Below are 20,609 nucleotides of genomic sequence, written 5' to 3' on the forward strand. Positions count from 1 at the left end.
GGAGCAACAGGGATAACAGGCCCAACTGGTGTAATGGGAGCAACAGGGATAACAGGTCCGACTGGTGTAACGGGTCCAACTGGAGTTATTGGTCCTATAACAACAACTAATTTATTATTTTACACTTTTGCAGATGGAGAGAAACTTATATATACAGATTCAGATGGGATCGCTCAATATGGTACAACTCACATATTATCTCCTGATGAGGTTTCATATATTAACTTGTTTATTAATGGAATACTTCAACCACAACCTTTATATCAAGTTAGTACTGGTCAGCTAACATTATTGGATAATCAACCACCATCACAAGGTTCATCAATTATTTTACAATTTATCACTATTAGTTAAAAAAGACAGATTCTTATATGAAAAGAATCTGTCTTTTTTCTACTTTAAATTAGTTAAAATTAAGTGACAATAAATTCGATTGTAATTGGAATTCCATCGTCTAATGCATCTCCATCAGGAATTGTGATAGCGCCAGTAGGTCCAGTAGTAACACTGGAGTTCACAATAGGTTGAAGAATGCCGTTTACATATAAGTTATAATACGTAAAAGTCGGAAAAGCAGTTGCAGTACCGGCATCGTTTAAACAAGCTGTTGCAGCAATTATGAAAGCTACACCTGTTCCAGCTCCTAGTGTAGATGTAAATCTTCTAGATGCCATAAATGGTTGGATGATTGGCAATTAATTCTCACTCTCTAAATTGTTTTTTTGAACGAAGTATACAATAACTTGTCCACTATATTGTATGCGGGTTTTTGATAATAGAACGGCTTTATGATAATAGAGGGAACACAATTTAAGTAAAGATATTATTGTTGTTTATTTGAAAAGATAGTGTTAGTACTTGTTAGATATTGGTTATATGCTAATACTTAGTTTTTATACTCAAATCAAAATGTGCTTTTGGACCTAAGAGATAAACGTGGAAAAATAAAATAAACTCTTAAGTTTAGGTGTTTAATCTAAGCAGTCAATTATTAAAAACATATAATTAATATGTGAGTCATGAACATAATTAAATAACGTTTTAAAGTTTAATTATCATTCATGTTTCCTATTTTAAGTGAATTAAACCTATGCACAATTGTATAGTTCTTATAATAGGAAGACACTCAAATATAAAATAAGTAAGGAGGAAATAAATGTCACATAATAATTGTTTTGGTCATAATAACTGCAATAATCCGATTGTGTTCACTCCAGAATGTTGTAACAATCCACAAACAGTTCCAATTACTAGTGAGCAATTAGGTAGATTAATTACTTTACTAAACTCTTTAATTGCGGCTATTGCAGCGTTTTTTGCAAATCCAAGTGATGCAAACAGATTAGCTTTACTCAATTTGTTTACACAACTATTAAATTTACTAAATGAATTAGCACCTTCTCCAGAAGGGAATTTCTTAAAACAATTAATTCAAAGTATTATTAATTTACTACAATCTCCTAATCCAAATTTAAATCAATTACTTTCTTTATTACAACAATTCTACAGTGCTCTTGCACCATTCTTCTTCTCATTAATTATTGATCCTGCAAGCTTACAACTTCTATTAAATTTATTAACTCAATTAATTGGTGCTACTCCAGGAGGAGGAGCAACAGGTCCAACAGGTCCAACAGGTCCAGGAGGCGGGGCAACAGGCCCAACGGGAGCAACAGGCCCAACAGGAGCAACGGGTCCAGCAGGTACTGGAGGAGGAGCAACAGGCCCAACAGGAGCAACAGGCCCAACAGGAGCAACGGGAGCAACAGGCCCAACAGGAGCAACAGGTCCAGCAGGTACTGGAGGAGCAACAGGCCCAACAGGAGCAACAGGAGCAGCAGGCCCAACAGGTCCAACGGGAGCAACAGGCCCGACAGGAGCAACAGGTCTAGCAGGAGCAACAGGCCCGACAGGAGCAACAGGAGCAACAGGTCTAACGGGAGCAACAGGTGCAACGGGAGCAACAGGTGGTGGAGCAATTATTCCGTTCGCTTCAGGTACAACACCAGCAGCGTTAGTTAACGCATTAATAGCTAATACAGGAACTCTTCTTGGATTTGGATTTAGTCAGCCTGGTATAGCTTTAACAGGTGGAACTAGTATCACATTAGCGTTAGGTGTAGGTGATTATGCATTTGTAGCACCACGCGCAGGTGTTATTACGTCATTAGCAGGTTTCTTTAGTGCAACAGCTGCATTATCTCCATTATCACCTGTTCAAGTGCAGATACAAATATTAACTGCACCTGCAGCAAGTAATACGTTTACAGTACAGGGTGCACCTCTATTATTAACACCAGCATTTGCTGCAATCGCAATTGGTTCTACAGCATCAGGTATTATACCTGAAGCTATCCCAGTAGCTGCAGGAGATAAAATACTACTATACGTTTCATTAACAGCAGCAAGTCCAATAGCTGCAGTAGCTGGATTTGTAAGTGCAGGTATTAATATCGTCTAGTTTGTTACAACGCCTGTTTGAAATTTGAATTGGCGTTTGTATATAGCCCATCCTAATTTTATTAGGGTGGGCTATATTTTATGGAAAGATAGGTGATAAATCAATTGAGAAAGTACTCTTTGTTAAAAAAATCAAAATTAATGATTTATAATCTATTGTTTATGGAATAAGTTATATGGTTTGAAAAATTATCTATAAATAAAAAAGATGAATTCTATTAAAAACAGAATTCATCTTTTAAATAAAAGGGAAGTAAATTATTTATCGTGAGCGTTGCAATGTTATTGTTCAAATTAATAATAAACTATTTGTTTTTATTACAGTTACATCCTTTTTTCTTTACATAGCCTTGATTGGCTAAGTCTCTTTGTGATTGGGAATTGGAAGATTGAGAATTCGAAGACTGAGAGGATGCTGATGAACTACTACTTTTATTATGAGAGTAGTTTTTTCGGTAATTATAATTACTCATAGTACTATCACCTCCAATTAAATATATAAATATTATATGTATGAACTCTATTAATTGTTACGATAAAAAATAGGAATGGGGATTATTCAATAAAAAATCTCCTACGTATTTTCCGAGGAGATAAATAATTGTCTATTAATGATATAAATTAATATCCCCAGTAAAGAGGGAAATAGTATGAATCTTGGTAATATAAATCTTGTTGTGGATTAGGAGGTTGAGTTGCAGGGTTTGTCGTTCCGCGGTTTTTATTACAATTTGCTGGAGGGCCAATTACTGTAGTGGATTGAATAGGGGATACCGCTTGTTTCCATTGTTGCTCATCGAGACAGTAAGTATGAGCCATTATATTAGCGGGAGTTAATCGTAAAATATCAGAACCAAAAATAACTTCTGGTGTTGGGGCGTCGAAAATAGCTAATAAATGAGTACCATCTGCTGTAGCGACTTCATAATGCCACCACGCTTTTGGAATGTTGGCAACTTGCCCTGGTTTTATCGGTAAGTTTAATATTTGATTTGTAAAAGGATTCAGTAGAGAAACAACAGCAGATCCCGAAATACAGTAAACAAGTTCAGTTGCATTTTGATGTATGTGCGGCTCTACAACATTTCCTGTACTTAAATAGATATCTAATAAAGAAGTATTTTCTAACGTATTTAATTGATTCTCGCCAAGTACGTTTATATAATTTTGAGCATCTTTCTGAAAAAAATTACTTCTATTTAAATCATGAGTGAAGTTAGTTGAGGGGGAAGTGTAATCGATATTAGAAGCCATTTGGATTTCCTACCCTTCTTATATTTTCATGCAATCTGAATTTAGGATATGAGTCTAGTTATTAAAATGTGAAAGAATAACTGCATTTGATTTATTGTTCTTATTCATTAAAAATAATTGGAGGAAGGAGTGAGAGAGAAAGAGTTGGCATCATCGTGTAATAGATCAGAAAATAATATTATTATGTAAATAAGATGTTTTTTGAAATAAATTATCTGTAATTGAATGTCACATCCCTCCTTAATCGTTCGTCTTGTATGTAGAACGGAAAAGGAGGGATTTTGTTATGGAAAATTTTGGTGTAGCAATTGTTGGGGGCAAAGTTACAACTGCAATTCATCCAATCTATTCTGCAGATAGAATTATTCGTTTATTCTCTGGAATTAGAAGTAAGTTCCCATCAGCGTACAACGTTGATTATAAGGTAGTAAATGGTGCCCCAGGCGTTATTGTTAAAGTGAAAAACAAAGTGACTTATGTACTTTCATTCACATTTGAGAATGAGAAAATCTCAAATATTTATATGATGGTTAATCCTGAAAAACTTATGCACTTAAATAGAATAGTATAAAAAAGACGCATTTCTTTAGAAGTGCGTCTTTTTTATTATTTCTCTAACATTTCAAGAGGTACATCTTTTTCGCCGGCTACCTCAAATTTAATTTCCCCATTTTCTTCATAAATACGTGAAATAATCGGTATAGTAATCATTAATTTTTTATGCTGTTTTCGCTTTCGAGCAGCATCTAAGCTAATCACGTTCATTGTAAGCATCCTTTCTTCTAATAAATATATAAACAAAAGAAAATGCGTCCGGAAAGGGCGCTTAATTGAATTTGAAATACCGATTCATTTAAATGAGGTTTATATGATTTAACAACTGCAATTGAAATAAAAATAGTATGAATGGAATAATTGCACGTAGAAATTAACTTTACCAAAAAACGAAACAATATGCTATAAAAAATTTCAAATCTTTGTTATATAACGAGAAAAAGCTTTTCGTTTCGCATATAATGAAAGTAGACGGGCAACAAGAGCTTTCTCATCATATTGCTTTGGAAAGGCGATGAAAAGAATGGATACGTTAGACTCATTATTACTTCAACTTGAACAATATGGAGAAGAGCATGATCGAAATAAAAAAACAAGGGAAGAAAGATTACGGAATATTTCACGTGAGATGGGGCAGTTTTTATCAATTTTAGTAAAAGGGTGTAGCGCAATAAACATTTTAGAAATTGGAACTTCTAATGGTTATTCTACATTGTGGTTAGCTAATGCGGTAGAAGAAACAAATGGAAATGTAACAACTGTGGAGCTTTCTTCAGAACGAGTTGGAGAGGCACTTGTCAATTTTGAAAAGGCAAACTTGTTGCAAAGGATTGATGTTCATAATCAAGAAGCAGGGGCATTTTTAGATGCGCAACTAGATCATTCATTTGATTTTATTTTCCTAGATTCAGAGCGTACGCAATACATGTGGTGGCTTGAGCATATAAAACGCATTTTACAACCAAAAGGTTTTCTAGTTGTTGATAATGCAACCTCTCATGCAAGTGAATTAGCCGAGTTTAGAAAAATGATTGAAGAAGATGAAATGTTTGAAACGGTGTTATTGGCATTCCAAAATGGAGCGTTTGTAGCGCGCAAGAAGAAATAGGACTGAGCGTAATATAATTATCACATTGTAAAAGGTGTATGTCAAAATATTGAGTACAAAAGGATAGGAAGAACATAATTTATATATGTAACATACGAAGAATCGGCCTTCAGCATGTGGTTCTCTAGGTCTTAAGTCTGAGGAAAATTATGTTGATTACAGGTATACTTATAGTAAGAAACAGGGAATGACTGCATAAATAGACATTTCTAAAAAAATCGATTTCAAGCAGTCAGAATGCATATGAAATACGATATAATAGATGAAATATAGTGCATATAAATTCGCACATATAAATAAAGGAGCGATTTTGTTGACTGAACTCGAGAAAAAAGAACCTGTATCGGTTGTGAAAGATAATAATGTAGAAGTAGTAGTGGATACAGTTATAAAAGATGAAGAATTAGAGGAACTGAATAAAGAAGCTGATCTTTATGTACAAAAGTTAAATAGCGAGCAAAATACAGATTTATCAAAAGTATTGTCTCAGCTAGGAGATTTAGGGGATAAAGAGCAACAAGCAGCAGGACAAACGTTATCAGCATTAAAACGTCCTGTCACAGCGATGATGAATGGAAAGAACGAAGAAATTCCAAATACATTGTTAGAGTTACGAAAAGTGGTATCAGAGCTTGATCCGAATTCATTAAAAGCAAGTGGTATGAAGAAAATTATGTTTAAAGTATTCAAGAAAAACCCACTTGAAACATACGTGCATAAATATCAATCTATAGATAAGCAAATTGAGGAGATTATAAGATCCCTTCTAATTGGTCGTGACAATTTACAAGAAGATACAGTTGGACTTGAAATGCTTAAAGAGCAATCGCACGATAAAATTCACGCGCTTGATAAGCAAGTATACTTAGGAAAAAAACTTGCTGGCATGCTGGAAGCTGAGAAACAAAATCCAGAACGTCAAAGAGATATTCCATTAATTAATGATGCATTAGAAAAGATTTTAGTGCGTACGCGTAATATGCAGCAAGCGAAAAGTGTGTTATTACAATCTATCGCATCGGTAGACATTATTAAGAAAAATAATGAAAAGTTAACGGAGGCAATTCGTAATGCAATTACGATGACGCAAAACGTTGTAACAGTTTCTGCTGCTATCCAACTAGCATTAACAAATCAACGTAAAACAATTGATGCAGTGAATGCGACAAATGAAGCAATTGAATCGATGGTATTAAGTAACTCACAAGCATTAAAACAAAATACAGAAGAAACAACAAAACTTCTTGAAAATCCTGCAATTAGCATGGATAAATTACGTGAATCATTCCAAAACGTATTCGCTGCGATTGAAGCTTCTGAGAAATCGTCAGAACGTATTATCGAGTCAAGTAAGAAATTTGTTATTGAACTAGATACATTTAATGATGAAATGAAACAAAAACTCATTCAGCGCCCAAGAAAATAGCAGACTTTTAGAGGAGGTGAAAAAATGAGTTTCATTCAAACCGTATTAGTACTATTAGGTACATTGCTTTTAATCGCATTTACTGTCGTTGTTTTAGTTGTATATTTCGGACGTAAACTGTATTTTTCATGGACGAAACCATATAAAAGAGCACACGATTCTTTAGATAAGTTATCGAATAAATCATTACCGTTTCTACAAGAATTTACACAACACCCTCTCTTTTATCGCTGGATTCGTACGGAAGGAAAGAAAGAACAACATACATTAAACACTCTTTTCTGTGCATCGGGTCAACGTACGAGAGAGCAAGTATTCTCGATGTTACCGAAAGAAAAACAGAAAAAAGTACATGTAATGGCAAAAACAACGAAAAAGCTTACTAATGAAGATATTGATGTAGCGGCGATGAAAGTAAAAGATTTTTTAAGACAAGAAACGCAGCAAACAGTCAAACCGACAGATTTATCGTTTTATAAATTGTATTTTTATGATCGATATCCAGATGCATTAAATACAATTCAAGCGTATAAGCGCTCAATAAATCCTTCATTACAACGCACGGTTGATGATATTACAATTTCAGTATTAAATGCTTTGCCGTATTATCAGGAGCAGCGTATGTTCGAACAACAACATAAACTCGAAACGTTCTTAATGAAAGATTTAACAGCTATGCTGTCGTTAGTTGTACAATTACCACCTTCACAACGACCAGAAAAAGAAGAAGAATTAAAAATCTACTTGCAAAATTTCCAAAAAGAAATGGAAGTAGTAGAACGAGATATCCGCGACTCGATTGATCACGACTTGAATGTGAAAATGAGAGCAGCGACTGAGAAGTTTAAGAATAAATAATAAAAGCGCCTTAAAAGCTATAGTTCTTGACTTTTAAGGCGCTTTTTTATTAGATGTTATTTTGCTTTAACGGTTGTATGACTAGAAGCAACGCTTTCATTATGCAATCGATCAACTGCAGTTACTACATACGTATATGTTTCTCCAGAAATAGCTGTTTTATCTACATAAATTTCTCCAAGTTTTGTTTTTCTTACAGTAGTAAGTAAATTTTTTGGATTTTGTATATCCACTTCATTTTTTCCATTCACACGGTAAATGGCGTAATAAGCAGAGTCATTCTCTCTATCATCAATGATACCTACAGCAATACCTTCCTCTCTTGGAATGGCTCCTTTTAAAGTCGGTTGTTTTGGTGGTTCATGATCAAGCCAAGGCATAGGCGGGATTAATGCAGGATGTTTATATACGTCTTTTGCGAGTCTATCTTTAACTCCTAGTGGATTGTTATTAATATCTTTTAAGCTAAAATGCATACTACCTTTTATTTCAGGAAATAACCGGTTTAATGCAATTTGTCTTGGATATTCTTCCGGATCAGACCAAGCGGGGACAGAGTTATTATTAATTTTATAGGCCGCCTGACCAATGTATAGGTGAATCGGTTTATTATTTGTTTCTTTTACCCACCAGTCTACTAATATGTCATATGCAGCTGGTGTGAAACCTATATTCCAATATATTTGCGGTGTAATGTAATCGATATAACCTTTTTGTATCCATTCACGTGTATCAGCATAAAGATCATCATAGTTTCTTTGACCTGCAGTTGTGTTAGATCCAGTTGGATCGTCAGCTATATTTCGCCATACGCCGAACGGGCTTATGCCAAACTTTACGTATGACTTCTCTTGTTTTATAGCAGTATTTAAATTTCTTACAAGTTCATTTACATTGTCACGTCGCCAATCCTCTATATTTGTAAATCTACCGTTATTATATGTTTCGTACGTTTTTTGATCGGGGAATTGTTCACCCGCCACTTTATATGGATAAAAATAATCATCCATATGTAATGCATCAACATCGTAATTTTGTACGATTTCTAAAGCACCTTCAGTTATAAATTTTTTTACTTCTGGAATGCCAGGGTTGTAATATAACTTTCCTCCATAAGGTACAACCCAATCCGGATGCTGTTTTGCAGGGTGATTATCCGATAATCGATTTATATCAGTGTGATTCATCGTTATTCGGTATGGATTAATCCATGCGTGGAATTCTATATTTCTCTTATGAGCTTCTTCAATCATAAATGCGAGCGGGTCATAACCAGGATCTTTTCCTTGTGTACCTGTAAGGTATTCAGACCAAGGACCGTAATTGGAAGGGTAAAAAGCATCAGCAGTTGGTTTTATTTGTACAACGACCGCATTCATACCAGTGTTTTTTACATCGTCTAATAATTTAATAAAATCTTGTTTTTGATTTTCGATAGGTAAGCCAGTTTTTGTGGGCCAATCAATATTAAGAACAGATGCGATCCATACAGCACGTAATTCATGTTTTTTGTACGTAGTATTTACTTCAGCATAAGTAGAGTGAGGAGAAATGAAAGAGAAAGGAATAAAAAAGATGACGATACAACACGTCATTAATAAACGTTTCATAATCATTTATACGCCTCCCTATTATATGGTTAACTAATATGATATCCGAGTTGAGGTTGTACTTACAATTGAGAAAAATAAATATTGAAACATTAATTTAATAGGAAAAATATTTTTACTGAAATTTACTTTCATTATAACTAAATCGTTTCATTACTTCATATGCTTGTTAGTAAAGTGAAACTTCCTTTCATTTGAAGGGGGATAAATTATAAGTATAGGAGGATTAATAAATGAAAGTATTGTTCGTTTGTTCTGGAGGAATGTCCAGTGCAATTGTTGTAAACGCTTTAAAAAAAGAGGCAGAGAAAAAAGGTGTAAATATCGAAGTCCATGCGATTGGAACAAATGAGGTAGAGGAAGAAGTAAAGAATGGCTGGGATGTTGTAATGGTTGCACCTCAAGTCAGACATCGATTTGACTATGTTAAAAAATTTGCTGAAGAGGAATCTATCCCGTGCGGTATTATACCGCCGCAAGCATACACGCCGCTTGGTGGACCGACTTTATTAAAAACGGTAAACGATTTAATTAGTTAGGGGGAAGCGTTATGAATAAATTTGTCACGTTTCTTGATAAAAATTTATCTGGACCGATGGCAAGGCTTTCTGAACAGAGGCATTTACAAGCAATCCGTGATGGTGTTATTTCTGCATTACCATTTATTATTGTAGGAAGTTTCTTTTTAATCGTAGCATTTCCACCGTTACCGAAAGATAGTTTCATATCTGTTTGGGCATTAAAAAATCAAACGAGTATATTAATACCATATCGTTTAACGATGTTTATTATGTCTTTATATATAGCGTTTGGAATAGGATACAATTTAGCGAAAAGTTATAAGCTAGATGCTTTATCAGGAGCACAGCTTGCAGTATGTTCATTGCTACTAACATTAACACCTGAATTAATTGATAAAAAAGGATTCATGCTTCCGATGACAAATCTCGGAGGTCATGGATTATTCGTGACGATGATTGTTTCTATTTTATCAGTGGAGGTATTAAGATTTTGTAAGAAGAAAAATGTGACAATCAAAATGCCAGAACAAGTACCACCATCAGTAGCACGTTCGTTTGAAGCACTTATACCTGCGGCTTTCGTTATTATTATTATGAGTCTTATTACTGTCGTTTTTAAAGTAGATGTACATTACGTTGTGGATAAATTAGCAGCGCCGTTAGTTAAAGCTGGTGATAGTTACTTTGGTGTTATCATCCCTGTATTTTTAATTACCTTTTTCTGGTCTTTCGGGATACACGGTGTATCTGTTGTAGGTACTGTCGCAAGGCCGCTTTGGGATGTGTATTTAGGGAAGAACGGTGAAGCTGTAGCAAGTGGGGCAAGCCATTTTCCATTTATTGCACCAGAGCCGTTTTATCAATGGTTTATTTGGATTGGTGGCTCGGGAGCAACGTTAGGACTTGTGTTAGCTATGATTGTATTTGGCCGGTCAAAATATTCGAAAGCACTATCGAGAACTTGTATTGTGCCCGGCATTTTTAATATTAATGAACCGGTTATATTCGGTTTACCAATTGTCCTGAATCCAATCTTAATTATTCCATTTGTTATTACACCATTAGTAACAGCCAGTATAGCTTATTCTGCAACTGCAATGGGATTTGTAACGCCAACGCATATTATGCCACCGTGGACCTTGCCAGCTCCAATTGGTGCATATTTAGCTACAGGAGGAGATTGGCGTGCAGTTGTATTAGTATTAATAAATATAGCAATATCATTTCTTATTTATTTACCATTCTTTAAAATGTACGACAAAAATATGCTTGAAATTGAAAAGAATGGAGACGGAGAATCTGTTAATTCGTAGGCTTCATACTCTATTTATGAGTGATAGGCATTCTGTCTATCACTTCTTTTACATGAAGTTCAGAGAGGATGAATTGGAATGAATATAAAATTTAGTTATAAAGGTGTATTTTTATTACTATTTGGAGTGATATGTGCAAATTTTCTTTTTGTACCTTTATTAAGAATGCTACATCTATCACAAATGCATAGTATATGGCTCGTTACAAGCATTGCGGCAAGTATTTTACTTACAATAGTTGTTTCTTTTATTGATGGACCGTTTGCATCAAAAGCTCAGTTGTTTTTTAGATTTATATTATTTTCAATCGGTTGTACGTTTGTAACTTACATGATTGTTTTTTAATAAAGAGGAGGTCATGCATGTTATGTATGTTGCAGGGGTAATGTCTGGTACTTCGTTAGACGGTATAGATGTAGCACTCGTTCATATAGAAGGAAGCGGTATAGGTTCTAAAGTTGAACTCATCCATTTTACTACTGTGCCATTTAGTAATGATATAAAAAATGAGATCCAGCGGGCATTATCAATAGAAAATTCAAATGTACAACTTATATGCAGTTTAAATTTTAAACTTGGTTTACGCTTCGCAAATGCTGTAAAGGAAGTTTGTAAAGAGGCCAATTTTCCTTTAGGACAATTAGATTTAATTGCTTCTCATGGACAAACGATTTATCATCAGCCACAGCAAGATGGTACTATGGTTCCTTCCACATTACAAATTGGAGAACCAGCAGTTATAGCGTATGAAACGAATACGACGGTTATTTCTAATTTTCGAACGATGGATATGGCAGCTGGAGGACAAGGTGCACCACTTGTACCATATTCAGAGATTATTTTATATCGTCACCAAACTAAAAATAGACTACTACAAAATATCGGCGGGATTGGTAATGTGACTGTAATACCAAGTCAACTAAGTGAGAAGAGCGTTATAGCATTTGATACAGGTCCAGGTAATATGGTAATGGATGAAGTATGCCAAAGGTTATTTCAGTTGTCATATGATCAAAATGGTAAGATTGCAAAACAGGGGGTAGTTGTAGAAGAAATTTTGACATATTGTATGAACCACCCATTTTTGAAAATAAATCCACCGAAATCAACTGGTAGAGAACAGTTTGGAGCAGAATTTGTAAGTGAGTTATTGAAGCGGTTTGAAAAGTATAGCAAAGAAAATATATTGACGACTGTCACGATGTTTACTGCAAGTTCAATTGTTTATCATTATAAGGAGTATATTTTGCCGTATTATGAAATCGATGAGGTAATTCTAGGTGGTGGCGGAAGTTATAATGATACACTTGTAGAAATGATACGGCATGGATTGAAAGATGAAAAATGTGCATTATTCCTTCAAGAAGATATAGGCTATTCTTCAGAAGCGAAGGAAGCAATCGCCTTTGCCATTTTAGCAAATGAAACATATCATCGTAATCCGAGTAATGTGCCGAGCGCAACAGGTGCAATGCAATCTGTAGTATTAGGGAATATAACACTCCCTCCAATAAGATGATGAAAATGAGGCGAACATATGAAGTATATGATTGGAATAGACGGCGGGGGAACGAAGACAGAAGCAATTGCATTTGATAAAGACGGAAATGAACTTGTAAGAGCTACAAGTGGTTTTGGAAATATATTAATAGATTTTGAAGAAGCTCTTGTGCATATTATGGAGGCGATTGATCAATGCCAGAAAGGTGTATTAAATGGGCATTGCGTTTGTATTTGTTTAGGATTAGCGGGTGTAAGTGGAGTAAATACGAATGAATTAACATTACGTCTAAAGAAGAAGTACGGAACACCAATTGAAGTTTTTAATGATGCGATGATTGCACATGCAGCTGTTTTAAAAGGAAAAGATGGAATTTTAACAATTGGCGGTACAGGTGCAATTTGTATTGGGAAGAAAGGAGAAGTGTACGAGTATAGTGGTGGATGGGGACATATTTTAGGGGATGAGGGAAGCGGATATTGGATTGCATTACAAGGTTTAAAAAGAATGGCGAATCAATTTGATCAAGGAGTTGCACTTTGTCCATTAAGCTTAAGGATTCAAGATGAGTTTCAACTTTTGACGTCGTCTCATATAAAAAGACTAGTTTATCGTTCTTCAAAAGATAAAGTTGCAGGAATTGCTCCACTAATTATTGAGGAAGCGAAAAATGGGAATGAGGACGCACGTGAAATTATCTTGCAAGCTGCTAAGGAATTAACGAGAATTACGGTGAATATTTACAATAAAATGAAGTTTGATGTATCAACTTCAATTGCAGTAAGTGGCAGCATAATGCGTTTCGTTCCAGAAATATATGCTGAATTTAAGAAATGCTGTGAGAAAAGTATAGGAAAAGTTACATTTGTATCACAATCCGAACCAGCGGTGAAAGGAACATATTATTTAATGAAGAATTTATATTTAAATAAATAGCTGTATGAGAATTTTTGTATGATTTGTAAATATATGATGTTAAAATGTATAAAGGGAAGTGGATAAAAAAGTACAATATACATAGTTCATGAATATTGTATAAGTACTTCCATGTAGAAAGTGAATGATTATATGATTAATAGTATGCAGTTTTTGTATTTGGTCGCTTCTTATTTATTTGGAAACATATTGACCGCTTATATAGTAACGAAATGGAGATATAACGTTGATATTCGAGATGAAGGAAGCGGGAATCCCGGCGCAAGAAATATGGGGCGTGTATATGGAAAAGGGTATTTCATCGCTACATTTTTAGGTGATGCAATGAAAGGGGCGATTGTAGTTTCTATTGCAAAATACCTTTTTGGAGATTCTATATTTGTAATGGTAGCTTTACTGGCTGTTTTACTTGGACATATTTATCCAATTGTATTTAAAGGCAAGGGCGGAAAAGGTATATCAACATTTATAGGAGGGTTAATCGCATTTAATTATTTGATAGCGCTTACCCTTGTTGCTGTTTTCATTATATTTTATTTAATCTTTAAAGGATTTACTAAGCCAGGATTAATTACAATCGCTTGTTTACCAGTTTGCATGATTTTGTACTCTTATTCTATTATTACCACTGTTTTAAGTGCTCTTATCATTGTGCTTATTTTATATGTAAATCGAGAATGAAACGAACTTTTAATAAGTGGAGTAAATCTCCACTTATAATTTTTATCAAACACATAAAGGAGATAGGGCATGGGGTTAATTTATAAAGTTGCTGATCAAGATTGGGAATTTGAACGTATACATAAATTGAATTATAAAACATTTGTAGAAGAAATTCCGCAACATGAAGAAACGAAAGAGCGTGTTCGTATAGATCGGTTTCATGATGAAAATACATATTTAATTTGTTTAGATGAAGATAAATTAGTAGGTATGGTTGCATTGCGAGGAAAACGACCATTCTCGTTAGATTATAAAATTTCAAATTTAGATTTTTATTTGCAAGAGCATGGAGAAAACGTGTATGAAATTCGTTTACTTTCAGTAGAACATGAATATCGAAATGGAAGAGCATTGTTAGGATTAATTCGCTTTTTACATCGTTATTTGCTTCTAAATGGATATGAATTAGCACTCATTTCTGCGACAACACGTGAACTACCTTTATATGAGCAAATGGGATTCAAATCTTTCCATACGTTAGTTGGTACTGAAGAAGCAGCCTTTCAGCCAATGTATGTTACTCCTGCTATGTTTGAAGCATCGAGTGTTGGTGGGATTATGACGAAAGAATATACATTTTTACCAGGTCCAGTAGATATTGAAGAAAATGTTCTAAAGGCATTTTCTACTAAGCCGATTTCGCATCGCTCTAAGTCATTTCAAGTGACGATGGAAAATGTGAAAAAACGTTTACTACACATGACGAAAGCGAAACATGTGCAAATCATGTTAGGAACAGGGACGTTAGCGAATGATGCTATTGCTTTACAATTACGCTCTTTAAAAGGACTAGTATTAACGAATGGGGAATTTGGCAATAGATTAGTTGGACACGCAACACGCGCGCAATTACATTTTGATACGTATAAAAAGGAAATGGGACAACCATTTATTTCTACAGAATTAGAACAAATAATGGAAGCTGGAAATTATGAGTGGCTTTGGTTTGTTCACCATGAAACATCTACCGGAATGTTAAATGATTTAGACGAGTTAAATGCATTATGTGAAAAGTATAAAGTGAAACTATGTGTAGATTGCATTAGCTCAATTGGAGCAATACCGATAGATTTAAAGAGTGTATATTTTGCGAGCGGCGTTAGCGGAAAGGCAATTAAATCGTTTACTGGATTATCTTTCGTTTTTCATAATCATAATGTGAAAGTAAACGAGACTTTACCGGTCTATATGGACATTGGTATGTACGAAGAAAACGAAAGTATTCCATATTCACATTCATGGAATTTAATTTATGCACTGCAAGAAGCATTAAAAAGATTCGAAGATGAAATGGCATTTAAAAAAATAAAAGAGACGTATGTATATATTGAACAAGCTATTACTACTATAGGTTTAAAACTCGTTTCACCGAAAGAACATGCTGCACCAATTATACTTACCATTCAATTAGATAAAGGTCTTTCTTCTAAAGCGCTAGGAGATGCGTTAGCGTTACAAGGATATATCGTCCATTATGAATCAGCGTATTTACAAAAGAATAACTGGATCCAAATTGCATGCCTGAATCATTACAAAGAACGTGATATGAAGAGGATGTTGAATTGTTTACAACTGTGTGTATTACAGAGTGAGGTACATATATAAAGACTTTTTCTTAATATAGATGGTTTCGTATAAAGGAGTTGCTACATACGAAAACTTAGGTATAGATCATTGGAAGAGGTGTTAGTATGATAACAAAAAAACTACCGTTACATATAGCCGATATTAAAAAAGCTCAAAACATTTTAGACAGAAATGCTCGTAAAACGCCATTAGTAAAATCATTTTATTTGACTAGTAAAACAGGCGGAGAAATTCACTTGAAATTAGAAAATATGCAATTAACGGGTTCTTTTAAATTCCGTGGTGCATTTAATAAAATGTCACAGTTAACAGATCAGGAAAAAGAGAGAGGAGTAATTGCTTGTTCTGCTGGTAATCATGCACAAGGAATTGCTTTATCAGCTCATTTACTCGGTATTAAGAGTAAAATTGTTATGCCGATTTCTGCACCTCAGGCGAAAGTTGATGCAACTAAAGGATATGGATCTGAAGTGGTTTTACATGGTGAAACCTTTGATGATGCAAAGGCAAAATGTGAGGAGATTATTAAGGAGACAGGTGAAACATACTTACATCCATATGACGATGTAGAAGTAATGGCTGGTCAAGGTACAATAGGATTAGATATTCTTGATGACATGTGGGATGTTGATACTGTTATTGTACCAATTGGCGGAGGTGGAATTATTTCTGGTATTGCTGTTGCATTAAAATCTTTTAATCCATCCATTAATATTATTGGTGTCCAAGCAGATAATGTTCATGGGATGAAGGCTTCTTATGACAAAGGTACGATTGTAGAGCATTATGAGGCACCTACAATAGCAGATGGTTGCGCAGTTAAAATACCTGGTAAATTAACTTTTGAAGTTGTAAAAGAATTAGTAGATGATATTGTAACAGTATCAGAAGGTGAATTAGAAGTAGCGATGAAGGACTTATTACAGCGTGGAAAAGCTGTTGTAGAAGGTGCTGGCGCATTAGCTACTGCTGCCCTACTTGCAGGGAAAGTGGATGCATATATTAAAGGGAAAAAGGTAGTAGCGATTATATCTGGTGGGAATGTAGACTTGCAGCGTATTTCAAGTGTTTGTGAGCAATTTTTTGTAGCTAATGAAGTGAAATAGTATTTAAAAAACATGAATTTTATGGAAGAAGAGCTAAGACAACTAATCTTAGCTCTTACTTTTTGTCTACTGTATAGTGAATTATCATATGTTAATCGTCTATTTTCAAAGATACCTCAAATAATTATATCAATATTGTCGAAACGGAAACATAAATTTAATATAATGGTTTTAGCGTATGAATGAGCTGTTAGGAGGATAGAACATGAACAAGGAAGAACAGGTCATGAACGGTTTCAGGGAATTATATAATAAGCTAGTTTGGCTTAATAAAGATAAGATGGAAGAAGGTCTTAAAGGTTTTAAGTCTTCTGAAGTACATTGCATTGAATATATTGAAAACAATGCAGATTCTAACGTGACACAACTTGCAGAGGCCTTTTATGTGACTCGCGGTGCAATAAGTAGAATGACTAAGAAGCTCATAAACAAAGGCCTTATCGAAAGTTACCAGAAATCAGAGAATAAAAAAGAGATCTATTTTAGGCTTACTGCACGTGGGAAAGAAATATATAAAATTCACGAAGAGTTGCACAATGAGTTTCAAGAGCGAGATAAAGCTGTATTTGAGCAAGTAACTGAGGCGGAATTCAATAGTATTATTAGCTTCGTGGAAAAGTATAGTAGGCATTTGGATGCAGAAATAAAGAAACAAGGTATACATATTAAGTCGTAATAAAGTTGAAGCATTCGGGCAGTTAATCCCGAAAAACTAACTTATTTGTCCGTTCATGCAAGATACATTTAAATAATAAAAAGGTAGCCTGTTCACAGTAAGGCTACCTTTTTATTATTGTATTTTTGTTGACTAATCAACTAAATGGAGTTATTATTTTGTTGACAAAACAACAAAATGTTTTGAGGAGAGAGATTAAATGTCAATATTTAGATCACAAAATGAAAGCGAAACTGAAAAGAGCATAGATAAACATGCTTTAATATTCGGCCTTATTTCTGTATTTCTTTGTGGAATAGGTTTCAGTATCATCATGCCTGTTGTTCCATTCTTAGTGCATCCTTATATAAGGAGTCCGGAAGAACAGGCATTAGTTGTTACGCTGTTGACCTCTGTTTATGCGATTTGCGTATTTTTCGCTGCTCCTGCACTCGGAGCTTTGAGCGATAAATATGGCCGTCGTCCATTACTTTTAATATGCCTTTTCGGTTCTGCGATCGGGTACTTAGTTTTTGGTATAGGAGGAGCTTTATGGGTACTATTTGCTGGACGCATAATAGAAGGAATAACAGGCGGGAGTATCAGTACAATTTTTGCATATTTTGCAGATATCATCCCTCCAGAACAGAGAACGAAGTATTTTGGGTGGGTGAGTGCGGTGGTAGGTACAGGAACCATTATCGGACCAACTCTTGGGGGATTACTTGCAAAGTTTGGTCATTCTGTACCTTTATATTTCGGAGCGCTTATAACTTTATTAAATGTTTTATACGGGATGAAATATATGCCTGAGAGTCTTGAGAAAAATAATAGACTAAAAGAAATTACTTTTGTAAGGTTAAATCCTTTTGCTCAGCTGGCAAACATATTTTCCATGAAAAGCTTAAAATGGTTACTTGTCTCAGCGTTTTTACTTTGGATGCCTAACGGATCTTTACAAGCAATTTTCACACAATTCACGATGGATACTTTTAGCTGGAAGCCTGCACTAATCGGACTTATGTTTTCAATTATGGGATTTCAAGATATCATTTCACAAGCTTTTATAATGCCGAAGCTTTTGATTAAGCTTAGTGATAAGCAAATAGCAATACTTGGGATGGTTTCGGAGGTTATTGGCTACAGTTTTATTGCAGCATCTGCTTTGTTTTCCCTATTTCCTCTTCTAATCGTTGGGATGTTACTATTTGGTTTTGGTGACTCGATTTTCGGACCTTCATTCAATGGGATGCTTTCAAAGTCTGTCGATTCTAGTGAACAAGGAAGGATTCAAGGCGGTAGCCAATCTATTCAAGCTTTGGCAAGAATGATTGGTCCAATTATTGGAGGACAAATCTATGTATCACTTGGTCATGCCGCACCTGCTTTTATGGGGATGATTCTTATAGTAGTGGCAATAGCAGTTTTGTATAGGGGGACGCATGTAACTGCATAAACTATATGCACTAATATTGTCTATACTCCTTTATTGAAATCAACTGAATCAGAACGAATAGTAGGGTGTCGGAACTTAAGACCAAGTGCTGGCACCCTAATTGTCTAAGGCTAAAGAGTTAAGAGAATTTCTGTTGTTTCTGATACGATTTATCCTGTCAAAGCGTAATTCATGCTGGATAATATTCAGAGGGGTGCATAGAGTGTACCTTAATAAAAGATTGGCTTTAGTTGAAACTAAAAAACGTAGGGAAATGACTAACTATTTTAAGTCACGCCTGAGCTGAAGTAAATAATGACTCCATTTTTATTTTACTCTTTTCTCGAATTTCAGCGTCCGCATGGCGCATTACAAATTTATGCGCTATAGCAATTGCTAAAACATCATCTAATAAGCCGATCCCAATAATAGCAGCTATATCTGGAATGAAGTCGATTGCTAATACGTAATAAGATAAAGCGGCTAATATTATGAATTTCACTTTAGTAGGTAACCCTTTTTTTCTCATTGTGTAGTATAAAATAATACTTTCATAAACGCTTGATTTCCCAAGATTTGCTGAGCTTTTTTTGAATTTTTTCCAAAGTGTCTGTTTCTCCATATAAACACTCCTTTTACAAAAATATAGATTTTTAAAAGGATAGACAAAGAAGTAGTGAAATAATCAATTTTATTGTATATTTCCATAAAAATAGGGAATTACCTGTTCAAAATAATAGAATGTTGGTTATGTAACGACTCATAGTGTTTCGTTACATAAGTATGTACAGTAAAATGTATGTGGATGATGTATTTAGTAGTAATAAACATTAAATAACGGGTATGGGGGAAGAAAAATGAAGATTATAGAACTATCAATTGAATTTGAATTTAATGGGACAAAACAATGTATATATCCGAGCTTAATTATAATAAACAATGAATTAACTTTAGTAGATACAGGTTATGTAAACTTTTTATCTTTAATTGAAGAGGCAATTTTAAAACAGGGGTATGAGATAAAAAACTTAAAAAATATAATTATTACCCATTATGATGACGATCATATAGGATCTTTATATGATTTCAAATCGAAATATTCTCACGTTAATATTATTGCTAGTGAAATTGAATCCAACTATATTAATGGTGAAATAAAATCGGAGAGACTAATTCAAGCTGAAGAAATGTTACAACGTATGCCAAGTGAAGAGAAAGACTTTGGTGAGTGGTTTATACAACAATTAAAAAATATAAGACATGTTTCCGTCGATGAAAAAGTATATGATGGTCAAATGATTTTGAATAATGAATGTCAAATAGTAGCAACGCCAGGGCATACTTCGGGGCATATTTCATTATATTTTCCGAATTCAAACTGTGTAATTACAGGGGATGCGGCCGTTCAAGAAAATTGTGAATTAGTAATAGCTAATTCGAATTTTTGTTTAGATATAGAAAAAGCGGAAGAATCTTTAAAGAAAATTAAAAACCTTAAAGCAGCAAGCTATTATTGCTATCATGGAGGAAAGCTTACTTTATAAAATAATAAAAAAACGAA

The 20,609-nt window shown here is 34.4% G+C and carries 21 protein-coding genes and 1 pseudogene; 17 read left to right on the forward strand and 5 right to left on the reverse strand.

The features are described from left to right. Positions 1-354: DUF4183 domain-containing protein (locus tag ACZ76X_RS00005; RefSeq protein WP_479849039.1), on the forward strand; the 354-nt coding region annotated here is incomplete at its 5' end. A gap of 59 nt (positions 355-413) precedes the next feature. Here the strand turns inward: ACZ76X_RS00005 and ACZ76X_RS00010 are convergent. Continuing rightward, entirely contained in the window at positions 414-695 is a 282-nt protein-coding gene (locus ACZ76X_RS00010) for a DUF4183 domain-containing protein (RefSeq protein ID WP_479849040.1), read from the reverse strand. 461 nt (positions 696-1,156) lie between these two features. Between ACZ76X_RS00010 and ACZ76X_RS00015 the strand changes: the two genes are divergently transcribed. Continuing rightward, a complete protein-coding gene (locus tag ACZ76X_RS00015; protein WP_479849041.1) occupies positions 1,157-2,461 on the forward strand; it encodes an exosporium glycoprotein BclB-related protein in 1,305 nt (434 codons plus the stop codon). Between the two features lie 620 nt (positions 2,462-3,081). Here the strand turns inward: ACZ76X_RS00015 and ACZ76X_RS00020 are convergent. After that, the gene (locus ACZ76X_RS00020; RefSeq protein ID WP_479849042.1) at positions 3,082-3,714 is read right to left on the reverse strand and encodes a cupin domain-containing protein; all 633 of its coding nucleotides are present in this window, start codon (positions 3,712-3,714) and stop codon (positions 3,082-3,084) included. A gap of 313 nt (positions 3,715-4,027) precedes the next feature. Here ACZ76X_RS00020 and ACZ76X_RS00025 point away from each other — a divergent pair. Further along, positions 4,028-4,285 (forward strand): annotated as a pseudogene (locus ACZ76X_RS00025) (RNA polymerase sigma factor SigJ); the annotation flags it as partial. 35 nt (positions 4,286-4,320) lie between these two features. Here the strand turns inward: ACZ76X_RS00025 and ACZ76X_RS00030 are convergent. Continuing rightward, the gene (locus tag ACZ76X_RS00030; protein WP_479849043.1) at positions 4,321-4,479 is read right to left on the reverse strand and encodes a hypothetical protein; all 159 of its coding nucleotides are present in this window, start codon (positions 4,477-4,479) and stop codon (positions 4,321-4,323) included. Between the two features lie 304 nt (positions 4,480-4,783). On the opposite strand from ACZ76X_RS00030, the gene ACZ76X_RS00035 reads away from it, so the two are divergent. The 3 genes from ACZ76X_RS00035 (at position 4,784) to ACZ76X_RS00045 (ending at position 7,661) form a co-directional block, all read left to right on the forward strand. Beyond that, entirely contained in the window at positions 4,784-5,377 is a 594-nt protein-coding gene (locus ACZ76X_RS00035; protein WP_479849044.1) for an O-methyltransferase, read from the forward strand. A 313-nt stretch (positions 5,378-5,690) separates the two neighbouring features. Further along, on the forward strand, positions 5,691-6,803 hold the full coding sequence (locus ACZ76X_RS00040) for a toxic anion resistance protein (protein WP_000137416.1): 1,113 nt from the start codon (positions 5,691-5,693) through the stop codon (positions 6,801-6,803). Positions 6,804-6,827: 24 nt separating this feature from the next. Further along, positions 6,828-7,661 (forward strand): DUF3974 domain-containing protein, encoded by an 834-nt coding sequence (locus ACZ76X_RS00045; RefSeq protein ID WP_479849045.1) that lies wholly within the window; start codon positions 6,828-6,830, stop codon positions 7,659-7,661. 56 nt (positions 7,662-7,717) lie between these two features. On the opposite strand, the gene ACZ76X_RS00050 is transcribed toward ACZ76X_RS00045, so the two are convergent. Beyond that, the gene (locus ACZ76X_RS00050) at positions 7,718-9,277 is read right to left on the reverse strand and encodes a glycoside hydrolase family 10-like protein (RefSeq protein ID WP_479849046.1); all 1,560 of its coding nucleotides are present in this window, start codon (positions 9,275-9,277) and stop codon (positions 7,718-7,720) included. A gap of 227 nt (positions 9,278-9,504) precedes the next feature. Here ACZ76X_RS00050 and ACZ76X_RS00055 point away from each other — a divergent pair, with 227 nt between their 5' ends. The 10 genes from ACZ76X_RS00055 (at position 9,505) to ACZ76X_RS00100 (ending at position 19,069) form a co-directional block, all read left to right on the forward strand. Next, positions 9,505-9,810, forward strand: a complete 306-nt coding sequence (locus ACZ76X_RS00055) for a PTS sugar transporter subunit IIB (protein WP_479849047.1) — start codon at positions 9,505-9,507, stop codon at positions 9,808-9,810. An 11-nt stretch (positions 9,811-9,821) separates the two neighbouring features. Continuing rightward, a complete protein-coding gene (locus ACZ76X_RS00060; protein ID WP_479849048.1) occupies positions 9,822-11,105 on the forward strand; it encodes a PTS sugar transporter subunit IIC in 1,284 nt (427 codons plus the stop codon). Between the two features lie 78 nt (positions 11,106-11,183). After that, positions 11,184-11,450: a hypothetical protein gene (locus ACZ76X_RS00065; protein ID WP_479849049.1), complete on the forward strand. Its 267-nt coding sequence runs from the start codon at positions 11,184-11,186 to the stop codon at positions 11,448-11,450. 13 nt (positions 11,451-11,463) lie between these two features. After that, positions 11,464-12,624: an anhydro-N-acetylmuramic acid kinase AnmK gene (gene anmK, locus ACZ76X_RS00070; RefSeq protein WP_479849050.1), complete on the forward strand. Its 1,161-nt coding sequence runs from the start codon at positions 11,464-11,466 to the stop codon at positions 12,622-12,624. 18 nt (positions 12,625-12,642) lie between these two features. Further along, positions 12,643-13,542, forward strand: coding sequence for a BadF/BadG/BcrA/BcrD ATPase family protein (locus ACZ76X_RS00075; protein WP_479849051.1), 900 nt, complete (start codon positions 12,643-12,645; stop codon positions 13,540-13,542). A 132-nt stretch (positions 13,543-13,674) separates the two neighbouring features. Further along, positions 13,675-14,223 carry a glycerol-3-phosphate 1-O-acyltransferase PlsY gene (gene plsY, locus ACZ76X_RS00080; protein WP_479849052.1) on the forward strand — a complete coding sequence of 183 codons (549 nt, stop codon included), beginning with the start codon at positions 13,675-13,677 and terminating at the stop codon, positions 14,221-14,223. Positions 14,224-14,292: 69 nt separating this feature from the next. Then, positions 14,293-15,870, forward strand: a complete 1,578-nt coding sequence (locus ACZ76X_RS00085) for an aminotransferase class V-fold PLP-dependent enzyme (RefSeq protein WP_479849053.1) — start codon at positions 14,293-14,295, stop codon at positions 15,868-15,870. A gap of 86 nt (positions 15,871-15,956) precedes the next feature. Next, positions 15,957-16,958 (forward strand): bifunctional threonine ammonia-lyase/L-serine ammonia-lyase TdcB, encoded by a 1,002-nt coding sequence (gene tdcB / locus ACZ76X_RS00090; protein ID WP_479849054.1) that lies wholly within the window; start codon positions 15,957-15,959, stop codon positions 16,956-16,958. 205 nt (positions 16,959-17,163) lie between these two features. Continuing rightward, on the forward strand, positions 17,164-17,634 hold the full coding sequence (locus tag ACZ76X_RS00095; RefSeq protein WP_479849055.1) for a MarR family transcriptional regulator: 471 nt from the start codon (positions 17,164-17,166) through the stop codon (positions 17,632-17,634). Positions 17,635-17,833: 199 nt separating this feature from the next. Beyond that, positions 17,834-19,069 (forward strand): MFS transporter, encoded by a 1,236-nt coding sequence (locus ACZ76X_RS00100; RefSeq protein ID WP_479849056.1) that lies wholly within the window; start codon positions 17,834-17,836, stop codon positions 19,067-19,069. Positions 19,070-19,340: 271 nt separating this feature from the next. Here the strand turns inward: ACZ76X_RS00100 and ACZ76X_RS00105 are convergent, their stop codons facing one another. Then, positions 19,341-19,670, reverse strand: coding sequence for a YkvA family protein (locus ACZ76X_RS00105; protein ID WP_479849057.1), 330 nt, complete (start codon positions 19,668-19,670; stop codon positions 19,341-19,343). A 235-nt stretch (positions 19,671-19,905) separates the two neighbouring features. On the opposite strand from ACZ76X_RS00105, the gene ACZ76X_RS00110 reads away from it, so the two are divergent. Continuing rightward, on the forward strand, positions 19,906-20,592 hold the full coding sequence (locus tag ACZ76X_RS00110) for an MBL fold metallo-hydrolase (protein WP_479849058.1): 687 nt from the start codon (positions 19,906-19,908) through the stop codon (positions 20,590-20,592). Positions 20,593-20,609: the final 17 nt, after the last annotated feature.

This window comes from Bacillus sp. BC05(2025) (assembly GCF_056725905.1).